Below are 19,219 nucleotides of genomic sequence, written 5' to 3'. Positions count from 1 at the left end.
GCGGCGGGGAATAAACCCGAAGAGATTTAAAGGTCGTGTCGTTTTAGCTTTACTGGCACTTGTAGGCGCAAAAGGCGCTACACTTTTAATGCCTTGGGCGTTAAAAGAAATCATTGATGCAGTAGACGGTAACTTACATGCCGTATTGTTAGTGCCTATAGCCTTATTAGTGCTGTATGGTGGGCTTCGCTTTGCTGGCGTGTTTTTAGGTGAAGTACGGGATGCCCTATTCGGACGAGTCACTGAACATGCCATGCGTCACATTGGTTTAAAAGTGTTTAAGCACCTACATGCTCTTGAACTGGGTTTTCATTTAAATAGACAAACCGGTGGCATTAGCCGTGATATTGAGCGTGGTACTAAAGGCCTCAGTTTTTTAATGCGCTTCTTAATGTTTAACATCGTGCCTACATTACTGGAAATTGTCATTGTTGCAGTGATATTTGCGACTTTATTTTCGCCTTGGTTTGCACTGGTGACTTTGCTCGCAGTAATTGTTTATATTGCCTTTACTGTTAATGTCACTCAATGGCGCAATCGTTTCATTCGCGAAGCCAACCAAGCCGATAACAACAGTAATAGCCGCGCAGTAGATAGCCTACTTAATTATGAAACCGTGAAATACTTTAACAATGAACAATTTGAAGCAAGTAATTACGACTCTTTTTTAGCTACCTGGGAGCATGCCAGGCTTAAAAACAGACTGTCTCTATTAGCCCTCAATTCAGGCCAAGCACTCATCATAGCTGGGGCCATTACCGCATTAATGTGGCTTGGCGCAGCAGATGTTGTATCTGGGCAGCTGACTATTGGTGAACTTGTGATGATTAACGCCTACATGATTCAGTTATTTTTACCGCTTAACTTTTTAGGCTTTGTGTATAGGGAAATTCGCCGTGCTCTTACCGACTTAGAGAACATGCTCGGACTTCTTACTCGAAAACCAACCATAATAGATAAAGTAGGTGCTAAACCGCTATTGCTAGCTAAAGGAGAAATAAGCTTTAACGCTGTAAAATTCTACTATCATAATAATCGCCCTATCATTAATGATTTAAGTTTTAAAATAGCTGCTAACAGTAAAGTTGCTATTGTTGGCGCAAGTGGGGCAGGTAAAAGTACATTAGCACGCTTATTTTATCGTTTTTACGATACAATCGCAGGCACTATAACCATTGACGGACAGGCAATTAACGAAGTAACACTGCATAGTTTACGCCAAGCTATCGCCATCGTGCCGCAAGACACCGTCTTGTTTAATACTACCATACGCGAAAACATTGCCTACGGGCGACCTGCGGCCACTGATGAAGAGATCGATACAGCCATTACCATGGCACATTTAACTGATTTTATTAACAGCTTAGAAAAAGGCGATCAAACCTTAGTCGGTGAGCGCGGATTAAAAGTGTCTGGCGGCGAAAAACAGCGCATAGCGATTGCCCGAGCTATCTTAAAAAAATCCCCTATTTTAATTTTTGACGAAGCAACTTCAGCACTTGACTCTCATTCTGAACAAGCTATTTTGAGCGCTATGCGTGAAGTTGCTAGCAATCATACAAGTATTGTCATTGCCCACAGATTATCAACCATTACTGATGCTGATAATATAATTGTGCTTAAACACGGTCGATTAGTTGAGCAGGGTACTCATCAAGTATTGCTTGAAAAACAAGGAGAGTATGCACATATGTGGCAGTTACAACAAACCAAACTCACAAACTAGCTCAACTTATCGAGCTGTTAAGGGATTCAACTCAAATAATTTGTTTTGTACACCATTCTCAATAACAATTGATCATTAAAACTAAATAAAAAATAATAAAGGCAATTTAATGAAAAAAACACTTGTTGCAGCAGCAATCGCTGCCCTATTCTTAGCAGGTTGCTCAAAGCCTGAAACAACCGAAGTTGAAACACAACCAGCCGAAGCAACGACAACAACCGAACAAAAAGCAGAGCTTGGTAGCTTTGGTGTTGATCTTTCAGCGCGGAATGAAGCGGTGAAGCCTGGCGACGACTTTTTTATGTACGCCAGCGGCACATGGTATGACAACTACGAAATGCCAGCAGATAAAACTCGCTATGGCGCGTTTTCAGGATTAGCAGAGCGTAGTGAAGAGCGTGTTAAAGCCATTATTGAAGAAATTGCCGCGCGTGATGATTTAAATCCAGAAGAGCAATTAATTGCTGATTTTTACAATGCCTATATGGATACACAAACGCTTAACAAATTAGGCTTAGCCCCTATTAAACCGCTGCTTGATAACATTAATGCCGTTTCATCGATTGATGATTTAACTACGTTATTTGGCCAAGCCTGGTTATCTGGTGTAAATTCGCCGATTGGCGGTGGCATGTGGTTTAACCGTCTAGACCCTAATAAGTATGAAATGTCATTAGGCGCCGGTGGCTTAGGTTTACCAGATCGTTCTTATTACCTTGAAGATTCTGAGCGTTTTGTAAAAACACGCGCAGCCTATGTTGCACATATCAGTGAAATGCTAACATTGGCAGGCGTTGATAACAGTGAAGAACGTGCAAAATCAGTCTTAGCGCTTGAGACAAAAATTGCACAAGGTCATTGGCCGCGTGAAAAACGCCGTAATCGCGATCTTACATTAAATCAAATAAAACGTGACGAACTCAGCACAACCTACCCCGATTTTAATTGGGATCTTTATTTTGCGCAAACGGGCTATAAAGTACCGCAGCTTAATGTTTCTCAACCAGAACCTGTTAAAGCCATGATTGAGCTAATCAATCAAGAAGATTTAGCTGTATGGAAAGACTACTTAACGTATCACGCACTGAGCGGTAACGCGTCACTATTATCAGAAGAAGTCTTTAATACCAACTTTGATTTTTATGGTAAAGAGTTAAACGGTCAACAGCAGCCTCGTCCTCGCTGGAAACGTGCTATTAACCAAATGTCAGGAACCACATCGTTAGGTTTTGCGATTGGTAAAGTGTATGTTGACCGATACTTCCCTGAATCTTCAAAACAACAAATGTCTGAACTGGTAGAGAACTTACGTACAGCTCTTGGCGAGCGTATTGATAATCTCGATTGGATGGGTGAAGAAACCAAAGTAAATGCGCACGCTAAACTTGCCGCATTTGTACCAAAAATTGGCTACCCAGACGTATGGCAATCATTTGATGGTTTGACTATCAGCAAAGATGATTTAATGGCTAATATTAAAAATACTCGTGAATTTTTTAGAGCTGACAGTGTTGCCAAAGAGCTGGAAAAAACAGATCGTAACCGCTGGGGTATGACGCCACAACGTGTGAACGCTTATTACAACAGCTCATTTAACGAAATTGTATTTCCTGCTGCTATTTTACAACCCCCATTTTTCGATCCAAACGCTGATCCTGCGGTTAACTACGGCGGCATTGGTGCTGTAATTGGTCATGAAATGGGCCATGGCTTTGATGATCAAGGCTCGAAATCAGATGCCAATGGTGTTCAACGTAACTGGTGGACTGACGCCGACCGTGCAGCATTTGATGCTAAAGCCGATCAGCTTGCAGCCCAGTACAGCCAGTACGAGCCAATCCCTGGTAATTTCGTAAATGGTCGTAACAGTTTAGGTGAAAACATTGGTGACGTTGGCGGCTTAGCAATGGCTTACCATGCATATAAATTAAGCTTAAATGGTAAGGAAGCCCCTGTGATCGATGGCTTAACGGGCGATCAACGTTTCTTTCTAGCTTGGGCGCAAGTATGGAAAGAAAAACGCACAGAGCAAAGTATGCTAAATCAACTGCGTGGTGGCACGCACGCACCAGGTCGCTTCAGAGCACAAGCCCCGCGTAACCATGACGCTTGGTACAAAGCATTTGATGTAAAACCTGGTGATGCACTTTACTTACCTGAGGAAGAGCGTGTACGTATTTGGTAACTTGTACCCGTGAATAAAAAATCATAAACCTTAAAATAACCCGCATTCGCGGGTTATTTTATTCTTACAGCCCTAAAGCGAGCTCATTATCACTGCTCGCACTTTAATCTTCGAATACTTACTAGCCCTACCCGAAATTTACCTTTAGAATACGGCATTACAAAATTTATACTTTTAAAAATCATTTAAGGCGAAACGCAGATGGGAAGAGCTTACCAAAACAAAAAAGATTCAATGGCTAAAACTGCGGGTGCTAAAACAAAAGTTTACTCAAAGTACGGAAAAGAAATTTATATTTGCGCTAAAAATGGTGGCGTTGATCCAGATGGCAACTTAGCACTTCGTCGTTTAATAGAACGCGCAAAGAAAGACCAAGTGCCTGCACATGTTATTGAGCGAGCTATCGACAAAGCCAAGGGTGGCGGCGGTGAAGATTACGCTGCAACCCGCTATGAAGGTTATGGCCCAGGCAACTGTATGATCATTGTTGATTGTTTAACTGACAACAACAAGCGTACTTTTGCCGATGTACGTGTATGCTTCACTAAAGCCAACGCTAAAATTGGCGCACAAAATTCGGTATCTCACTTATTTGATCACTTAGCAATTTTTGTGTTTGATGGCGATGATGACGAAACAGTACTTGAAGCACTAATGATGGCAGATGTTGATGTTACTGACGTAGAAGTTGAAGCTGGTAAAGTTACTGTATTTTCCCCTCACACTGAATACAACAATACCCGCACAGCGCTTGAAGAAATGGGCATCACTGAGTTTGACGAAGATTTAATTGCGTTTGTACCACAAGTTGAAGCCCCTATCGAGGGTGAAGACGTAGAAGTGATGGAGCGCTTTTTAGCTATGCTTGAAGATTGTGACGATGTACAAAACGTGTACCACAACGCACAGTTTTAATAACATTCATTAAGACTTAAAAATAGGCCAACTTAGTTTGGCCTTTTTGATTTTTAAAACATAAAAAATGGAATTGTATTTTGAATACCCTTGAACAGCTTCGCCGTGGTCAATTAGTTGGCGCAAAACGCTTACAATTAGTTGAGCAGCTAGACACATTCCCAGAAGAGATTTTTACCCTACGTGACACCCTTGAAGTTCTCGATTTATCAAATAATAATCTCAAAGATTTACCCGATGAATTTGCCTGTTTAACAAAGCTAAAACGAGTGTTTTTATCGTTTAATCAGTTTAAGCATATCCCAGAAGTATTAGCAAAATGCCCAGCCCTTATAATGATTGCGTTTAAAGGGAATCAGATTAGTGAATTTGCCGAGCATAGCTTACCTGTTACTACCCAATGGCTAATTTTAACCGATAATCACATTGAGCAATTACCAGCGTCATTTGGTGAGCTAACACAACTACGCAAATTAGCTCTTGCAGGCAATAAATTAACGACCTTGCCGCAGAGTATGAAAAACTGCCAAGCACTAGAGCTTGTGCGTTTATCAGCAAATAAACTGACTCAAATAGATGATTGGTTGTTTGAACTTCCCAAGCTAACTTGGCTTGCCTTTGCGGGAAACGAGTTTAATAAATCGCAATCTTTACACAATGCTGACTTAATACAAGCCGAACTCAACGAGTTTAAACTTATAGATCAAATTGGTGAAGGTGCATCGGGCATAATTCATTTAGCTGATTGGCAACAACAAAGCGTGGCATTAAAGTTATTTAAAGGGGCAATCACCAGTGATGGCTACCCTCTCGATGAAGTAAACTGCTGTTTACAAGCCGGCGTTCACGCTAATCTTATCAAGGTGCTTGCGTATATTGATAACCCACAGCAATTAGGCCTTGTTATGGAGCTTATAAGCCAAGATTATCAAAACCTTGGTTTACCACCCACACTTGAAACCTGTACTCGCGATACCTTTGCCGAGCATACCCAATTTAGCGCCCAAGCAATTGAGCACATTGTAAAACAAATGGTCAGTACCCTTGCCCACTTACATACTAATAAAGTAAGCCATGGCGATGTTTACGCCCATAACATGATGATAAACGATGAATACACCGTATTGTTTGGTGACTTTGGTGCAGCAACATATCTAGATTCACTTACTGACTATCAACGTCTGCAAATGCAGATGATAGAAGTAAGAGCGATTGGCTGCTTAATTGATGATTTACTCAATGTCTGTGATGAGGCTAACGCAACGGTAGTTAAACTGCAGCACGTTGCGGCACAATGTATGAATAGAGAAATCACCCTACGCCCGAATTTATCCACACTTAGCGCTCTTCTTTAACACTGTAAAATAGCACTGTAAAGTCAGGGATTTAAACATAAAAAAGCCGCGATAAACGCGGCTTTGTTGGATAAAGCTAAACTTTTATAGGGTCAATTATAAGTACTGACCTAACGCTTTAACTTGGTCTAACATGCGGTTTGAGAAACCCCACTCGTTATCATACCAAGCCATCACTTTAACTAATTTGCCTTCGGCTTTTGTTTGCGTTGAATCAAAGATTGAAGACGCTGGGTTATGATTAAAATCAATAGAAACAAGCGGCAGCTCGTTGTACTCTAGGATTTCTTTCATTGAACCTTCAGCAGCGGCTTTCATCACTTCATTGATCTCAGCTGCAGTTGTTTCACGTTTAGTGATAAAGGTAAAATCAACTAATGATACGTTAATTGTTGGAACACGTACTGACATACCATCCAGTTTACCCGCAAGCTCAGGTAATACTAAGCCAACTGCTTTTGCTGCACCTGTTTTAGTTGGGATCATAGATTGTGTTGCACTACGTGCACGGTATAAATCAGGGTGATAAACATCTGATAGGTTTTGGTCATTCGTGTAAGCATGGATTGTTGTCATGCTACCTTGTTCGATACCTACTGTGTCGTTAATAGCTTTTGCAATTGGCGCTAAACAGTTAGTCGTACAAGATGCATTCGAAATAATGTTGCTGTCGGCGTTAATTACGTCGCTGTTAACACCATGAACAACTGTTGCGTCTAAATCAGTACCTGGGGCTGAAACAATCACTTTTTTCGCACCAGCAGCAATATGCTTTGCAGCATCATCACGCTTAGTGAAAAAGCCTGTACACTCTAAAACGATATCAACGTTTAGCTCTTTCCACGGTAAGTTCGCTGGATCACGCTCTTGTGTCAGGGTAATTACGTCATCGCCAATAAGCATTGTATTATCAGCAAGGGTTACTTTTTGAGAAAATTGACCATGCACTGAATCAAATTGAGTAAGGTGTGCATTTACGTTAGCCGGTGCTAAGTCATTAATTGCAACGATTTTAATATCGTTATTTTGCACTGACTCATAAAGTGCACGTAATACATTGCGACCAATACGGCCATAGCCATTAATTGCTACATTAATCATTTCAAAATTCCCCTTAAATTATTTAACTTCACTTGCTTGGCGAGCAAGCGCTTCAATGGCTTGCCAGTCTTTGTTTTCAATAAGTTGTTTATCTAGCATCCAGGTTCCACCTACACAAATCACATTGCTTAATGCTAAGTAATTGGGTGCAGTAGCTAAACTAATGCCACCTGTTGGGCAAAAGGTAACTTGTGGTAATGGGGCACCAATTGACTTAAGCATGGCAGTGCCACCGGCAGCTTCAGCTGGGAAGAACTTTAAAAACTTAAAGCCATGGCTCGCTAGCTTCATCACTTCGCTCGGTGTCGCTGCACCTGGCAAAAATGGAATGTCGCTGTCTTTCGCTAGCGCTAAAAGCTCGTCGTTTACACCTGGGCTCACCATGAAGTCAGCACCTGCAGCAACAGATGCATCAAAACTTGCTTTATCAACCACAGTGCCTGTGCCGACATAGGCTTCTGGTACTTCTGCTTTCATCAATTTAACTGCTTGTGCCGCAATTGGCGTACGCAATGTAATTTCCAACGCTTTTAGGCCACCGTTATAAAGTGCTCTGGCGAGCGGTGCGGCATCTTCAAGTTTGTCTATCACCACTACTGGCACAACCGGTGCCGATGATAAGATTTTTTCTATGCTCATTGTATGTCCTCATTACCCTGTAAATGGCTGATTATTATTCTATTCCAAACGCACTAGCGCCTAAATCTGCGCTACTTACAATGTTTCTGAACCCTTCAAATAACTCACGTCCTGTACCAAATGTTAACGCTGCAGGACTAAGTTGTAGTTCACGTTGTGCAATTTCATCGTCACTTACATGCAGTTTTAAAATACCTGCAGGTGCATCTAGTGTGACTAAATCGCCCTCGTGAATTTTTGCAATAATGCCCCCTTCAACCGCTTCAGGTGCTAGGTGAATGGCTGCGGGCACTTTACCTGATGCCCCTGACATACGGCCATCTGTAACAATTGCCACTTTAAAGCCCTGATCCTGTAATGTTGCCATAACAGGTGTGAGCTTATGTAATTCTGGCATGCCTTTCGCTTTAGGACCTTGCTCTTTTAATACCGCAATGAAATCTTGGTTTAGTTCACCGCGGGAATAAGCTTCTTGTAATGCCCCTTGCGAACTAAATACCTTAGCCGGTGCCGTTACTACTTGATGCTCTATTGCTACAGCCGATACTTTGATAACTGCTTTACCTAAATTACCCGTTAATAGCTGTAAACCACCTTGTTTGCTAAATGGGTTATCAACTGGACGAAGTACTTCTTCATCAAGTGACTTTTCAGGACATGGAACCCACTTCACTTTGCTCGGGCCTGAGCTGTCGGTCATGATTAAGTTATTGTTAGTGTCTAAACGAGGCTCTTGGGTATAGGCTTCTAAGCCTTCGCCTACAATCGTCTTCACATCATTATGTAAGAATCCAGCGCCAACTAGCTGCTTCATTAAGAAGCCCATACCGCCAGCAGCTTGGAAATGATTTACATCAGCTGACCCATTCGGGTAAATACGGGTTAATAGTGGTACCACTTCAGATAAGTCTGACATGTCTTTCCATGTCAGCTGAACGCCCGCCGCTTTGGCAATAGCAACTAAGTGAATAGCATGGTTAGTAGAGCCACCCGTTGACAACAAACCAACTAAGCCGTTAATAATGGTTTTTTCAGTTACGACATCAGCAAGCGTATTCGCATCTTTACTTTGGATTAACTGTTTAAGCATGGTCTCAACTGCATTGCCAGTTAAGCCGTCACGTAACTCTGTGTAAGGGTTAATGAATGAGCTACCTGGAAGGTGTAAACCCATTATTTCCATTAACATTTGGTTTGAGTTAGCAGTCCCGTAAAAAGTACAGGTACCCGCACTGTGGTAAGACGCGCTTTCAGCTTCTAACAGTTCATCACGGCTCACTAAGCCTTGTGCAAACTTTTGACGAACACGGGCTTTTTCTTTATTTGGAATACCTGATTGCATAGGCCCTGCTGGTAAGAAATACACAGGTAAATGACCAAACGATAATGCGCCAATTAAAAGGCCCGGGACAATTTTGTCACACACACCTAAACAAAATACACCGTCAAATACATCGTGCGACAAAGATACCGCAGTAGACATTGCAATCACGTCACGAGAAAAAAGCGATAACTCCATGCCATCACGACCTTGTGTAACACCATCACACATAGCGGGTACACCCCCGGCTACTTGTGCTGTGGCATCATATTTAGTCGCAATGTCTTTAATTAAATCTGGAAAATCTTTATACGGTACATGCGCAGAAAGCATGTCGTTATATGAGTTGATAATAGCCAAATTTGGCTGCTCGTCTGCTTTTAAGCGAGCTTTGTCATCGCTGCTACATGCAGCCATAACATGGGCAATATTCCCGCAACCTAGACCTGAACGAACTCTTGTTTGTTTTTTTGCGTGATTAATACGATCTAAATAGGCTTGGCGGGTTGTTTTACTGCGTTCGATAACGCGTTCGGTGACTTCTTGAATACGAGGATGCAACATAAAATTCGACTCATCTCTATGGTTAGAGGATAAAGGCTCAGTGGCAACCACATACTCCACGAATGTAATTGCACTGAGCATCTTTGATTTACCCGTTCAAAGGTATACGTTGTCAGGTTGTCTCTCACAATCAACCTGACACCGGTGTCACTGTATTAACGCATGACTGTGACACCGGTGTCAACCTTATCACTTAAATTTAGTATAATTATTTAAAATGACCAAATAATGACCAGATGAAATTTAAAATAAAGCAGATTTCTCGACATTAAAGCCGATAAATGAATCTTATTATCATTTATTTAGCGGGTTCATTTATAAAAATGGTATAAGCAAAAAGCTATGCTCTGTAGAAGCACCCAAGTGCAGAGTATTCAACACTCGGGTAAGCTATTAATTGATTTAACAAGGTTGGCAGGCGCTAAAAGTTATTTGATTTGTGCAGTTGACTCGCGGGTGATTAAACGCGCTTCAAGCGTCACTTGGTAAGGCGCCTCTTGTGGCTCAGCAATATGCTCGATCAGTTTGGTAACCGCTTGCTTAGTCATATCTTCAACGGGCTGAGCAATGGTTGTTAACCCAGGCCAAATATGCCGTGCAATCGGGGCATTATCAAAGCCGGCAATTGAAATATCATCAGGCACCTTTAATTGGCGCTGAGTTGCTAATTTAAGTACTGCCGCAGCCATGTAATCATTCGATGCAAATACAGCCGTCGGACGTGGATTCAAATCTAATATGCTGCGAGCACTATCAACACCGGAGTGATAACTAAAGTTACCTTCTTCAACTAAACGTTCGTTGAATTCAATACCATGAGTATTAAGTGCTCTTAAGTACCCATTAAAACGTTGTTCTGTCGCACTGTGATCAGGGTGGCCTTTAATAAATGCGATTGACTTATGACCCAAACGAATTAAATGTTCTGTAATTTCAAATGCCCCCTGCTCATCATTACTGCGCACTGAAATAGACTCATCATCGAGTACTGCAGATGCAACCCGAGCATAAGGTATTTTTTTAGCTTTGAGGAAATCGACCAGCACTTTAAAGTCTGAAAATGGCGGCGTAAGTACTAAACCATCGAGGCGTGAAGTTTGAATTAAATGCTCAATATTGCTGATCAAGGCATCGCCTCGCAAATCACACGGATGAATCAGCAAGTTATAATTATTTTCTTGGCAGGCAGCCAAAGCACCGGTTTGTACACGCGTGATATAACTTTTACTGGGGTTATCGTAGATACAACCAATGATAAAACTTCGGTTCTGCGCTAACCCTCGGGCAATTGGATTGGGCGTGTAATCAAGTTCTTTAAAAACTTTTAGAACTTTTTCACGGGTCGCATCGCTGACGTTAGGCTCATTATTTAAGACCCGTGATACCGTCTTTTTAGACACACCAGCATAACTTGCAACACTATTTATAGTAACTTTTTTCATCCAACCTTCCCAATGACACCCTTATAAAGCGATGTTTTATGCCTGCTCATTGACATGCAAGCAAGCTGCGGCACCAATAAGCGGAATATTATCCTGAGTAACCAAAGTTACCGGTATTTGGCCAACATACTGAGACATAATCCCTTTAGCCGTAAAACGCTCTACAAAACGACTCGCTAATAAACGAGCTTGCATGCGAGGTAAAATACCGCCCCCAATAAATACACCACCTAACGCACCAAAAGTAAGTGCCAAATCCCCTGCTACACTACCAATCCAATCACAAAATTGATTCAGTGTGGCATCGCACACACTACATTCACCGCTATTTGCTAGTTCACTGATTTGTGCCGCTGTTAAGTTTTTTGCTTCAACACCCTTAACGGCTGCCATAGCTTGATACAAGTGGCTAATACCTGGGCCTGAAAATACTGTTTCTACTGACACATGGGCTAGCTGTTTACGTAATTCATTAATCAGCTGAGAATCGAGTTCATTAACTGCGGCAAGGCTAATATGACCTGCTTCACAGCTGAGAACGGCGCTGCCTTGACTGCTTCTAACTAAGCTTGCCGCGCCAAAACCGGTACCAGGCCCCATAACGGCTATAGTGGCATCGGTATCAGCTTGTCCGGCTTTAACGGTAATATTCTGTTTTAAATCCAAGTAAGGTGCCGCATAAGCAAATGCTGCAAAGTCATTAATAACTTCAAGCTGTGCAAATTTAAATTCGGCCTTAACTTGATCAACACTAAAATGCCAGCCTAAGTTTGTCAGGTGTACTTGCCCTGCTTTTATAGGGCCAGCAACAGCAAGGCATGCGCGTGTCGGTTTAATATGGCTTACTTGCGATAAATAATGCGCAAGTGCGGCCTCTAAAGAAGCAAAGTCGGCGCTTGGAAATGTGATATTATGCTCAATTACAAATTGGTTCAGCTCAGGTTTGAACGCAGTAATCAAAGCAAAGCGAGCATTAGTACCGCCAATATCGGCGACTAAAATGGGGGCGAATTCTGTATTTAGGTTGTAACTGTTCATGTTTTCTCTTTTGTCTAAGCGGTTTATTAAATAGCTATAACCAAGCTTATTATTATAGTTTCAACGGCTTTGCCATCGCTATGAGATAAACTTTGAGCTATCACCTCAAAGTAGCTATCCTAGTAAAAAATGCTGCCCATAAATGGGCAGCCAATACGTTTTGACAACAAAATGATAAAACACCGACATTATGACACCGGTGTCAGGTTGGGATCAATATAAATATTCAAATCCTGATAAATTGCTTGAAAAAATTAACAAATAAACGAAAATGGCACGAAGTGTTAGCAGTTTGCTTACGTCGTCTCTTATTAGGTTGTGTATATGAAAGGTAAAGCTACATCATTTGATATTGCCCACTACGCAGGGGTTTCACAATCTACTGTATCGCGTGCATTACGTAATAGCCCATTAGTGAATGAAGAAACGCGTAAACGCGTTTTTGACGTAGCCAAACAGCTAAATTACAAAGTAGATAAAAATGCCAGTAATTTGCGTACACAACAAAGCAGTACACTCGCTTTGTTACTGTTTGAAGACCCGACTGCTGACGACTCGCAAATAAACCCATTCTTTCTCGCAATGCTTGGCAGTATCACCCGCGCGTGTGCTAGCGAAGGTTATGATTTACTAGTCTCATTTCAATCCACCAGCGCAGACTGGCAAGCCGATTACGAAGATAGCCATCGCGCTGATGGCATCATATTATTAGGTTATGGTGATTATGTAGATTACCAAGCAAAATTCAGAAGCCTAATAGAGCAAAATACAAAGTTTGTTTGCTGGGGAGCCAGTGTTGATAATCGCCCAGACTTAACAGTTAGCTGTGATAATTACGGAGGCGGAAGACTTGCGGCTGAGCATCTATTAAAAAGCAATCGCAAAGATTGCGCATTTATTGGTGATGCATCAGAACACAGCCCTGAGTTTTTTGCCCGCTATCAAGGTTTCAAAGACGAGTTTAACCGCCATGGTGTAAGCTTAAGCGAACGTAAGATGGCTAATGCTATTTCTACTGAAGAGTCTGGCTACCACGCCACGCGTTCGTTAATTGCTAATAATATTGCGTTTAACTCTTTGTTTGCAGCCAGTGATTTAATTGCGATAGGTGCCATTAGAGCACTGAAAGAAGCCGGTATAAAAGTACCCAGTGATGTACATGTAGTTGGGTTTGATAACATTGCAGTAGCCAGTTTTACAAACCCCCCACTGACTACGGTACAACAAGACACAACCCTTGCAGGTCAAATGCTGGTAAATAATTTACTCAAGCTGATACGTGGTGATGAGGTTGAAAACACTTTACTACCACCACGATTAATAATTCGCGGTTCAAGTGTTTAATCATCAGGTGTAATTGTCTCTACTAAGGTGTTAAATTTGCTTTGTAATGCCACAGTATTTACGTTTTTTTCAAGTTGAATATTGTACGATGCCTGTGGTGTTAACCATGAAAGCTGTGTAGACGCGTTACCCGTCTTATCTTGCAATACATAAAGTATAGCGGGACTGCCTTTTACTTGGTAATTTATCGCATCAGCGTCCATTACCGCCTCTGAGCTTTCATCAAATGCCTGAACTTCAATAACCACAATCTCGTAGTCAGGATGAGTAACTATATAGGTGAGGTGATCCCACCCTTTACCTGCTATAAAATTCCCCCCAAGTTTTTACTTTTCACTGTAAACTCTTTGCCTATTACAGATTCCAGATTATCTGTATCAGCAGCAAAATTATTGACTAAATGGCTTTGATCATAATCTGATTGCTCAGCCAATATTAAAGGTTTTAATTTTTTTGAAAAAGTCTCGGTGTACTGCGTAAAACCTTCTATCCAAGTAGTTAAATCAATAACCTGGTTAGGCTCTACTAAAGCAAATCCATTAACTTGAGTTTGTTTTGCCAGTTCAACATAGCTAGATCCGTTAAAAATATCAGGGACTCTTTCTGGCTGCTTTGAAAAAGAAAACACCTGTGGTCCTTGTACGTGTTTATTTTCCTCTAGAAATGGATTTGAACTAAAATCCACCTCTGCGCTAAATGTATTAAGTGGTAATAAAACAATGAGTGTTAAGCCTGATATTAAAAAATTAAGGGTTTTCATATCGCGTCTTCACCGTATAAATAACAGACCACAACGTACCCTTATTAATACATAAACACAAGCTTAATCGCACTGATTTTTAATACTCTGGCTTTTAAATTCAAAAAATACAGTATCGACTCTACCGACTATTCAGCATTGATAAAGCACAACTATATTATTATTTTCAACTGGTTAATTAGGATTAGCTTGCTATGAATTAACTAATACATAATACTTAACCGATTAATACCGTTAAACACAGAGCAACCTCAAATGCTGCATTTACCTACAGTGATAGGCATCTCATTACTTTTAAATATTTTAATAAGTTGTTTCTTTTTATCTGTTTATTTTTATAAGAAGCAACGCTGCTATTTATATTTTTCACTTGCTTGTGGCACCTTCGCTGTTGCAGAAGTGCTAGCCTGCCTACGATTAGTTATCGATCAGCCTTTTATAACGCATTACCTAGCTGATTTATTTATAATTGCTAGTCCCCTTTTAGCAATTATTGGTTTGCAAAAGGTGTCACATAAAGCCAAACCAGCCCTGCCATATTTTATTATATTAGCTACAAGTGCGCTGGTGCTACTGCCTTTATACGATCTTAGTGGCGGACAGCTATTAACAACTATCATCATCGCCACTCTATTTTTGTATGCCGCAACTATCGTTTATAAAATAAACACTAATGCCCACTTACAACAGAAGATTCTACTTGCTTGCTTTTCTATTCACAGTCTAATTATGTTTATTCAAGCCGCGCTTCTAGCAGCACCACTAACAAGTCTCACCGTCTCTGATTTTACCCAGCCGTTACAAGTCATCCTAATTAATCACTTAATATTGGCAACCGCTACCGCTGTCGTCATGCCATTTGTGCTATTTGCAGATTTAGAAGCTAAATTACAACGTTTAGTTAATCGCGATTCACTCACCAATTTACTAAACCGCAGGGGCTTCTTTATCAACGGTGATAAAATAAGCAAAGAATTAAAATCCCATAAACACGCATTTTCAGTTGTAATGATAGACATAGATCACTTTAAAAAAGTGAATGATCAATATGGTCATAGTACCGGTGATATGGCAATAAAGTGGATTGCTCAGCATATTTTAAACCAACTTAATGACAATGATATCGCTGCGCGCATCGGTGGTGAAGAGTTTGCTATTTTGTTACCTGAGCAAACCCTCAATCAAGCAAAACGCACTACACAAAATATTTGTGTAGCAATAAGAGAGAACACCTTAAAATATAAAGGCAATACACTTAACCTTTCAGTTAGTGCCGGAGTAAGTTGTTGTGACACCCACACATGCTCAATTAAGCGTCTATTAGAGTTTGCGGATAAACGTTTGTACATTGCGAAATCTCAAGGGCGTGACCAAGTCGTAAGCACTGACCAAAATCAATTCCTATCAAATGAAAATATAACAGCACAAATAAGATGACTGTGCTGAGTTTCAAATCATTTCACGACACTGTTTTTCATAGAATATTTAATTAAAGAAAAATATTGTCATTTATTAAATACTGCCAACCCGCTTATTTTGCATAGCTTTTTTTATATTGTTAATTATGAAATACATTTTAAAAACATTTTATTAATCACAACAGTTGACGATACGGGGAAAATCCACTAGCCTTTCTGGAAGCGCTTCCAACAAATGAATCTACAACCTTATGGAAGCGCTTCCACACACAGTGATATCGCTTAATTTTATTTTGCGGTTAATAATAATGATAAAAGTACGAGGGAAACCTAATGTCGAATCATATTTTGAAGAAAACAAAGTTGGCTACTAGCCTATCTTTGGTTTTAAGTGCATCAACTGCATTGCCGATCTTAGCCGCTGAAGTTGAGCCACTAGATGACGTAGAAGTCATTCAAGTAACGGGGTTTAAAGGAAGTATTAAAGAGTCAACACAACTCAAGCGTTATTCATCGGGTGTGGTTGATGCTATTTCTTCTGAGGACATTGGTAAGTTCCCTGATACTAATTTAGCCGAATCACTGCAACGCATTACAGGTGTTTCAATAGACCGTAGTAATGGTGAAGGCTCAAAAGTAACCGTACGCGGTTTTGGCCCAGACTATAATATGGTGACTTTGAATGGCCGTACAATGCCAGCAGCTTCTTTACCAGCCGGCGGTGGTACACCAAATTCACGTGCATATGACTTTGCTAACCTTGCATCTGAAAGTGTTAAATCTGTTGAAGTTTATAAAACAGGTAAAGCACAGATTGCGTCTGGTGGCATTGGTGCCACTATCAATATAAATACCGCCCGCCCGCTTGATAACCCAGGCCTTGTTGCTAATATTGGTGTAAAAGCACAACACGATACAACAAACCGCGTAGGCGATGATATCACCCCTGAAATTTCAGGTATTTTTAGCTGGACTGATGAAGACGCTAAATTCGGCGCGTCTCTTACCGCCAGTATGCAGCAACGTGATAGCTCAGGCACCGGCGCATTTGTAAACGAATGGCGTACCACTGAGTATGACGGCACTATCCCTCAAGCTGCTGATGACATAATTGTAGAAAACGCACCTGCAATGGGCCAGTACTACTCGATGCCATCCGATTTACGCTACACAATTGCCGATCGCGAACGTACACGTACGAATGCACAGCTAACATTACAATACAGCCCGATTGACTCATTTACAGCCACCCTTGATTATACCTACTCGCAACAAGAGTTGTTTGAAGCCCGCGCTGAGCAATCAATTTGGATGGATAACTATAAAACTCATTTAACTTTTGATGACAATGACGTAAAAACACCGATTTATTACCGCGAAGAACGTCGTGACTTGTCAACCCGTGACCTAGGTTTAGCACTACAAGAACAAAACCAGGTAAACGAAAATAATTCGATCGGTTTAAACCTTGAATATTTTGTTAATGATCAGCTTAGCTTTATGTTTGATGTCCACAGTTCAAAAGCCACCAGCAAGCCTGATGCCGAGTACGGAAGCTGGGTAAATGCAGGGTTAGGAGCCAACGTAGTCGCGGCTCAAGAAGTTGATTTTAGCCGTGATTTACCATCAATGGTTATTGATTTTGATGATTGTAGCCGCACCAATTTAAACTGCACAAATACACTGGAACAATCTGATGTAGGAACTTCTATTTTAGATTCAAACTTTGCTAGTCAAGAGTCTACTGTTGATGAATTTCGTTTACACGGTAGCTATGAAATGGATAACGGCAGTATCGATTTCGGTGTAGAAGCTCGCTCAATGGAGAGCCACTCACTGCAATCACTTACTCGAAATACTATGGGTAACTGGGGCATTGAAAATCCAGGAGAGCTGCCTGAAGGTTATTTAGATCCAACCAATTTCCTAGCTGAGTTTGATGACTACAATACGGATGGCTCATTTAATCAAGGTTTTACAGGTAGTGCATCTGAAGTCGGTTATTGGGCGGCTGAACAATACGGTTTTAATTTTGCAGCCGATGGCGCGTTTGCAACCAATCGCACCATAGAAGAAGACATTAAAGCCGCGTTTGTACAATATAACTACACAAATGAAATTGGCGATATGCCATTTAATCTAGTTATTGGTGCACGCTATGAGACAACCGATATAACCTCAACAGCGAACATAGATTTACCTGATGCCGTAGCATGGGAAGGAAATAACGACTTTAATGTACGCTATGGAACTAACAAAGAAGATTACTCACTAAGCTCAAGTTACAATCACTTTTTACCTAGTTTAGATTTTGATATCAATGTACTTGATGATGTCACATTACGTGCATCTTATAGCACCACAATCGCCCGCCCTACCTATGATAATTTAAGTTCAGCGGCTACCGTTGGCGTACCAACCGGACCCACAATTATTCCTGGAACAACCAATGCACCTGCTGCAACGGGTAATCCTGGGCTTGTACCACTTGAATCTGATAACTTTGATGTATCAGCTGAATGGTATTTTACTGATGTTAGTTATATCTCATTAGGTTACTTTAACAAAAAAGTAGATAACTTTATTGGTTTATCACCAATGACACAAAACTATTATGGTCTTCGCGATGTATCGGCGGGCCCTCGTGCCGAAGCAGCGAGAGCTGAACTAGAAGCACAAGGTTTAGCGTTAACAGATTCAAATTTATTCCAAATGGTCGCTGCGATGGAAAATGGCGTTGCTTTTGACTCGATGAGCTACGAAGAATTTGAAGCCGCTTATGATGTATTGCCAAACAGTGACGACCCACTGATGGACTTTACTGCGCAAGTACCCACCAATAATAAAGACGCTAAAATTGATGGATATGAATTTGCTGTTCAACACTTCTTTGGTGATACTGGCTTTGGTTTACAAGCAAACTACACAATCGTAAACGGTGATATCGACTTTGACGTTGCCGCCGATCCGACCACCACTCAGTTTGCATTAGTAGGTTTAAGTGATACAGCTAACTTTATCGCCATGTATGAAAATGATAAGTTTCAAGCGCGTATTGCCTATAACTGGCGTGATAAATTCTTAAACAGTGCTGCAAGATACGTTAATGAGCCAAGTTTTACTGAAGAGTATTATCAAATTGATTTTAATGTTGCCTATAATTACAGTGAACAGATGTCGTTCTTTATTGAAGGTATTAATATAACTGAGCAAAATATGCGTCAACATGGCCGCTATGAAGCTCAATTATGGAACCTTGAACAAAACGGCGCGCGCTATAATATCGGTATGCGCTACAACTTTTAATTAATAGTGATAAACGCTATATATTAATAAAGCATTATTAAGCCGCTACTGTGTTAGCGGCTTTTTACATTTAACCTAGATTCGGATAATAAGTGCAATTTCTTA

14 protein-coding genes are annotated in these 19,219 nt (G+C 40.9%); 7 read left to right on the top strand and 7 right to left on the bottom strand.

Annotated elements, in window-relative coordinates:
* Window positions 1-10 precede the first annotated feature (10 nt).
* From B5G52_RS20625 to B5G52_RS20610, 4 genes are all read left to right on the top strand, one after another.
* Window positions 11-1,726, top strand: coding sequence for an ABC transporter ATP-binding protein/permease (locus B5G52_RS20625; RefSeq protein ID WP_087534505.1), 1,716 nt, complete (start codon window positions 11-13; stop codon window positions 1,724-1,726).
* A gap of 109 nt (window positions 1,727-1,835) precedes the next feature.
* Window positions 1,836-3,911 carry a M13 family metallopeptidase gene (locus tag B5G52_RS20620; protein WP_087534504.1) on the top strand — a complete coding sequence of 692 codons (2,076 nt, stop codon included), beginning with the start codon at window positions 1,836-1,838 and terminating at the stop codon, window positions 3,909-3,911.
* Window positions 3,912-4,112: 201 nt separating this feature from the next.
* The gene (locus B5G52_RS20615) at window positions 4,113-4,826 is read left to right on the top strand and encodes a YebC/PmpR family DNA-binding transcriptional regulator (protein ID WP_087534503.1); all 714 of its coding nucleotides are present in this window, start codon (window positions 4,113-4,115) and stop codon (window positions 4,824-4,826) included.
* An 80-nt stretch (window positions 4,827-4,906) separates the two neighbouring features.
* A complete protein-coding gene (locus B5G52_RS20610; RefSeq protein WP_087534502.1) occupies window positions 4,907-6,181 on the top strand; it encodes a leucine-rich repeat domain-containing protein in 1,275 nt (424 codons plus the stop codon).
* 96 nt (window positions 6,182-6,277) lie between these two features.
* Here B5G52_RS20610 and gap read toward each other — a convergent pair whose 3' ends face one another.
* The 5 genes from gap to glk all read right to left on the bottom strand — a co-directional run bounded on the left by gap (window position 6,278) and on the right by glk (window position 12,286).
* A complete protein-coding gene (gene gap, locus B5G52_RS20605) occupies window positions 6,278-7,282 on the bottom strand; it encodes a type I glyceraldehyde-3-phosphate dehydrogenase (RefSeq protein WP_087534501.1) in 1,005 nt (334 codons plus the stop codon).
* Between the two features lie 18 nt (window positions 7,283-7,300).
* Window positions 7,301-7,921 (bottom strand): bifunctional 4-hydroxy-2-oxoglutarate aldolase/2-dehydro-3-deoxy-phosphogluconate aldolase, encoded by a 621-nt coding sequence (gene eda, locus B5G52_RS20600; RefSeq protein ID WP_087534500.1) that lies wholly within the window; start codon window positions 7,919-7,921, stop codon window positions 7,301-7,303.
* Between the two features lie 34 nt (window positions 7,922-7,955).
* The gene (gene edd, locus B5G52_RS20595; RefSeq protein ID WP_087534506.1) at window positions 7,956-9,806 is read right to left on the bottom strand and encodes a phosphogluconate dehydratase; all 1,851 of its coding nucleotides are present in this window, start codon (window positions 9,804-9,806) and stop codon (window positions 7,956-7,958) included.
* A gap of 428 nt (window positions 9,807-10,234) precedes the next feature.
* The gene (locus B5G52_RS20590; RefSeq protein ID WP_087534499.1) at window positions 10,235-11,248 is read right to left on the bottom strand and encodes a LacI family DNA-binding transcriptional regulator; all 1,014 of its coding nucleotides are present in this window, start codon (window positions 11,246-11,248) and stop codon (window positions 10,235-10,237) included.
* Between the two features lie 36 nt (window positions 11,249-11,284).
* Window positions 11,285-12,286 (bottom strand): glucokinase, encoded by a 1,002-nt coding sequence (gene glk / locus B5G52_RS20585; protein ID WP_087534498.1) that lies wholly within the window; start codon window positions 12,284-12,286, stop codon window positions 11,285-11,287.
* A gap of 324 nt (window positions 12,287-12,610) precedes the next feature.
* On the opposite strand from glk, the gene B5G52_RS20580 reads away from it, so the two are divergent.
* Complete coding sequence (locus tag B5G52_RS20580; protein WP_087534497.1) at window positions 12,611-13,630, top strand: LacI family DNA-binding transcriptional regulator; 1,020 nt, start codon at window positions 12,611-12,613, stop codon at window positions 13,628-13,630.
* Here B5G52_RS20580 and B5G52_RS20575 read toward each other — a convergent pair.
* Entirely contained in the window at window positions 13,627-13,878 is a 252-nt protein-coding gene (locus B5G52_RS20575) for a hypothetical protein (RefSeq protein ID WP_087534496.1), read from the bottom strand. The two genes, B5G52_RS20580 and B5G52_RS20575, sit on opposite strands and share 4 nt — an antisense overlap.
* Window positions 13,879-13,934: 56 nt before the next feature.
* Window positions 13,935-14,390 (bottom strand): hypothetical protein, encoded by a 456-nt coding sequence (locus B5G52_RS20570; RefSeq protein ID WP_087534495.1) that lies wholly within the window; start codon window positions 14,388-14,390, stop codon window positions 13,935-13,937.
* A 255-nt stretch (window positions 14,391-14,645) separates the two neighbouring features.
* Here B5G52_RS20570 and B5G52_RS20565 point away from each other — a divergent pair, with 255 nt between their 5' ends.
* A complete protein-coding gene (locus B5G52_RS20565) occupies window positions 14,646-15,827 on the top strand; it encodes a GGDEF domain-containing protein (protein ID WP_087534494.1) in 1,182 nt (393 codons plus the stop codon).
* A gap of 314 nt (window positions 15,828-16,141) precedes the next feature.
* Complete coding sequence (locus B5G52_RS20560) at window positions 16,142-19,114, top strand: TonB-dependent receptor (RefSeq protein WP_087534493.1); 2,973 nt, start codon at window positions 16,142-16,144, stop codon at window positions 19,112-19,114.
* Window positions 19,115-19,219 lie beyond the last annotated feature (105 nt).

Origin of the sequence: Pseudoalteromonas sp. A601 (assembly GCF_002165575.1) — a bacterium.
In the GTDB taxonomy this organism is placed as follows: domain Bacteria; phylum Pseudomonadota; class Gammaproteobacteria; order Enterobacterales; family Alteromonadaceae; genus Pseudoalteromonas.
This window is presented reverse-complemented; position numbering and strand designations above follow the sequence as displayed.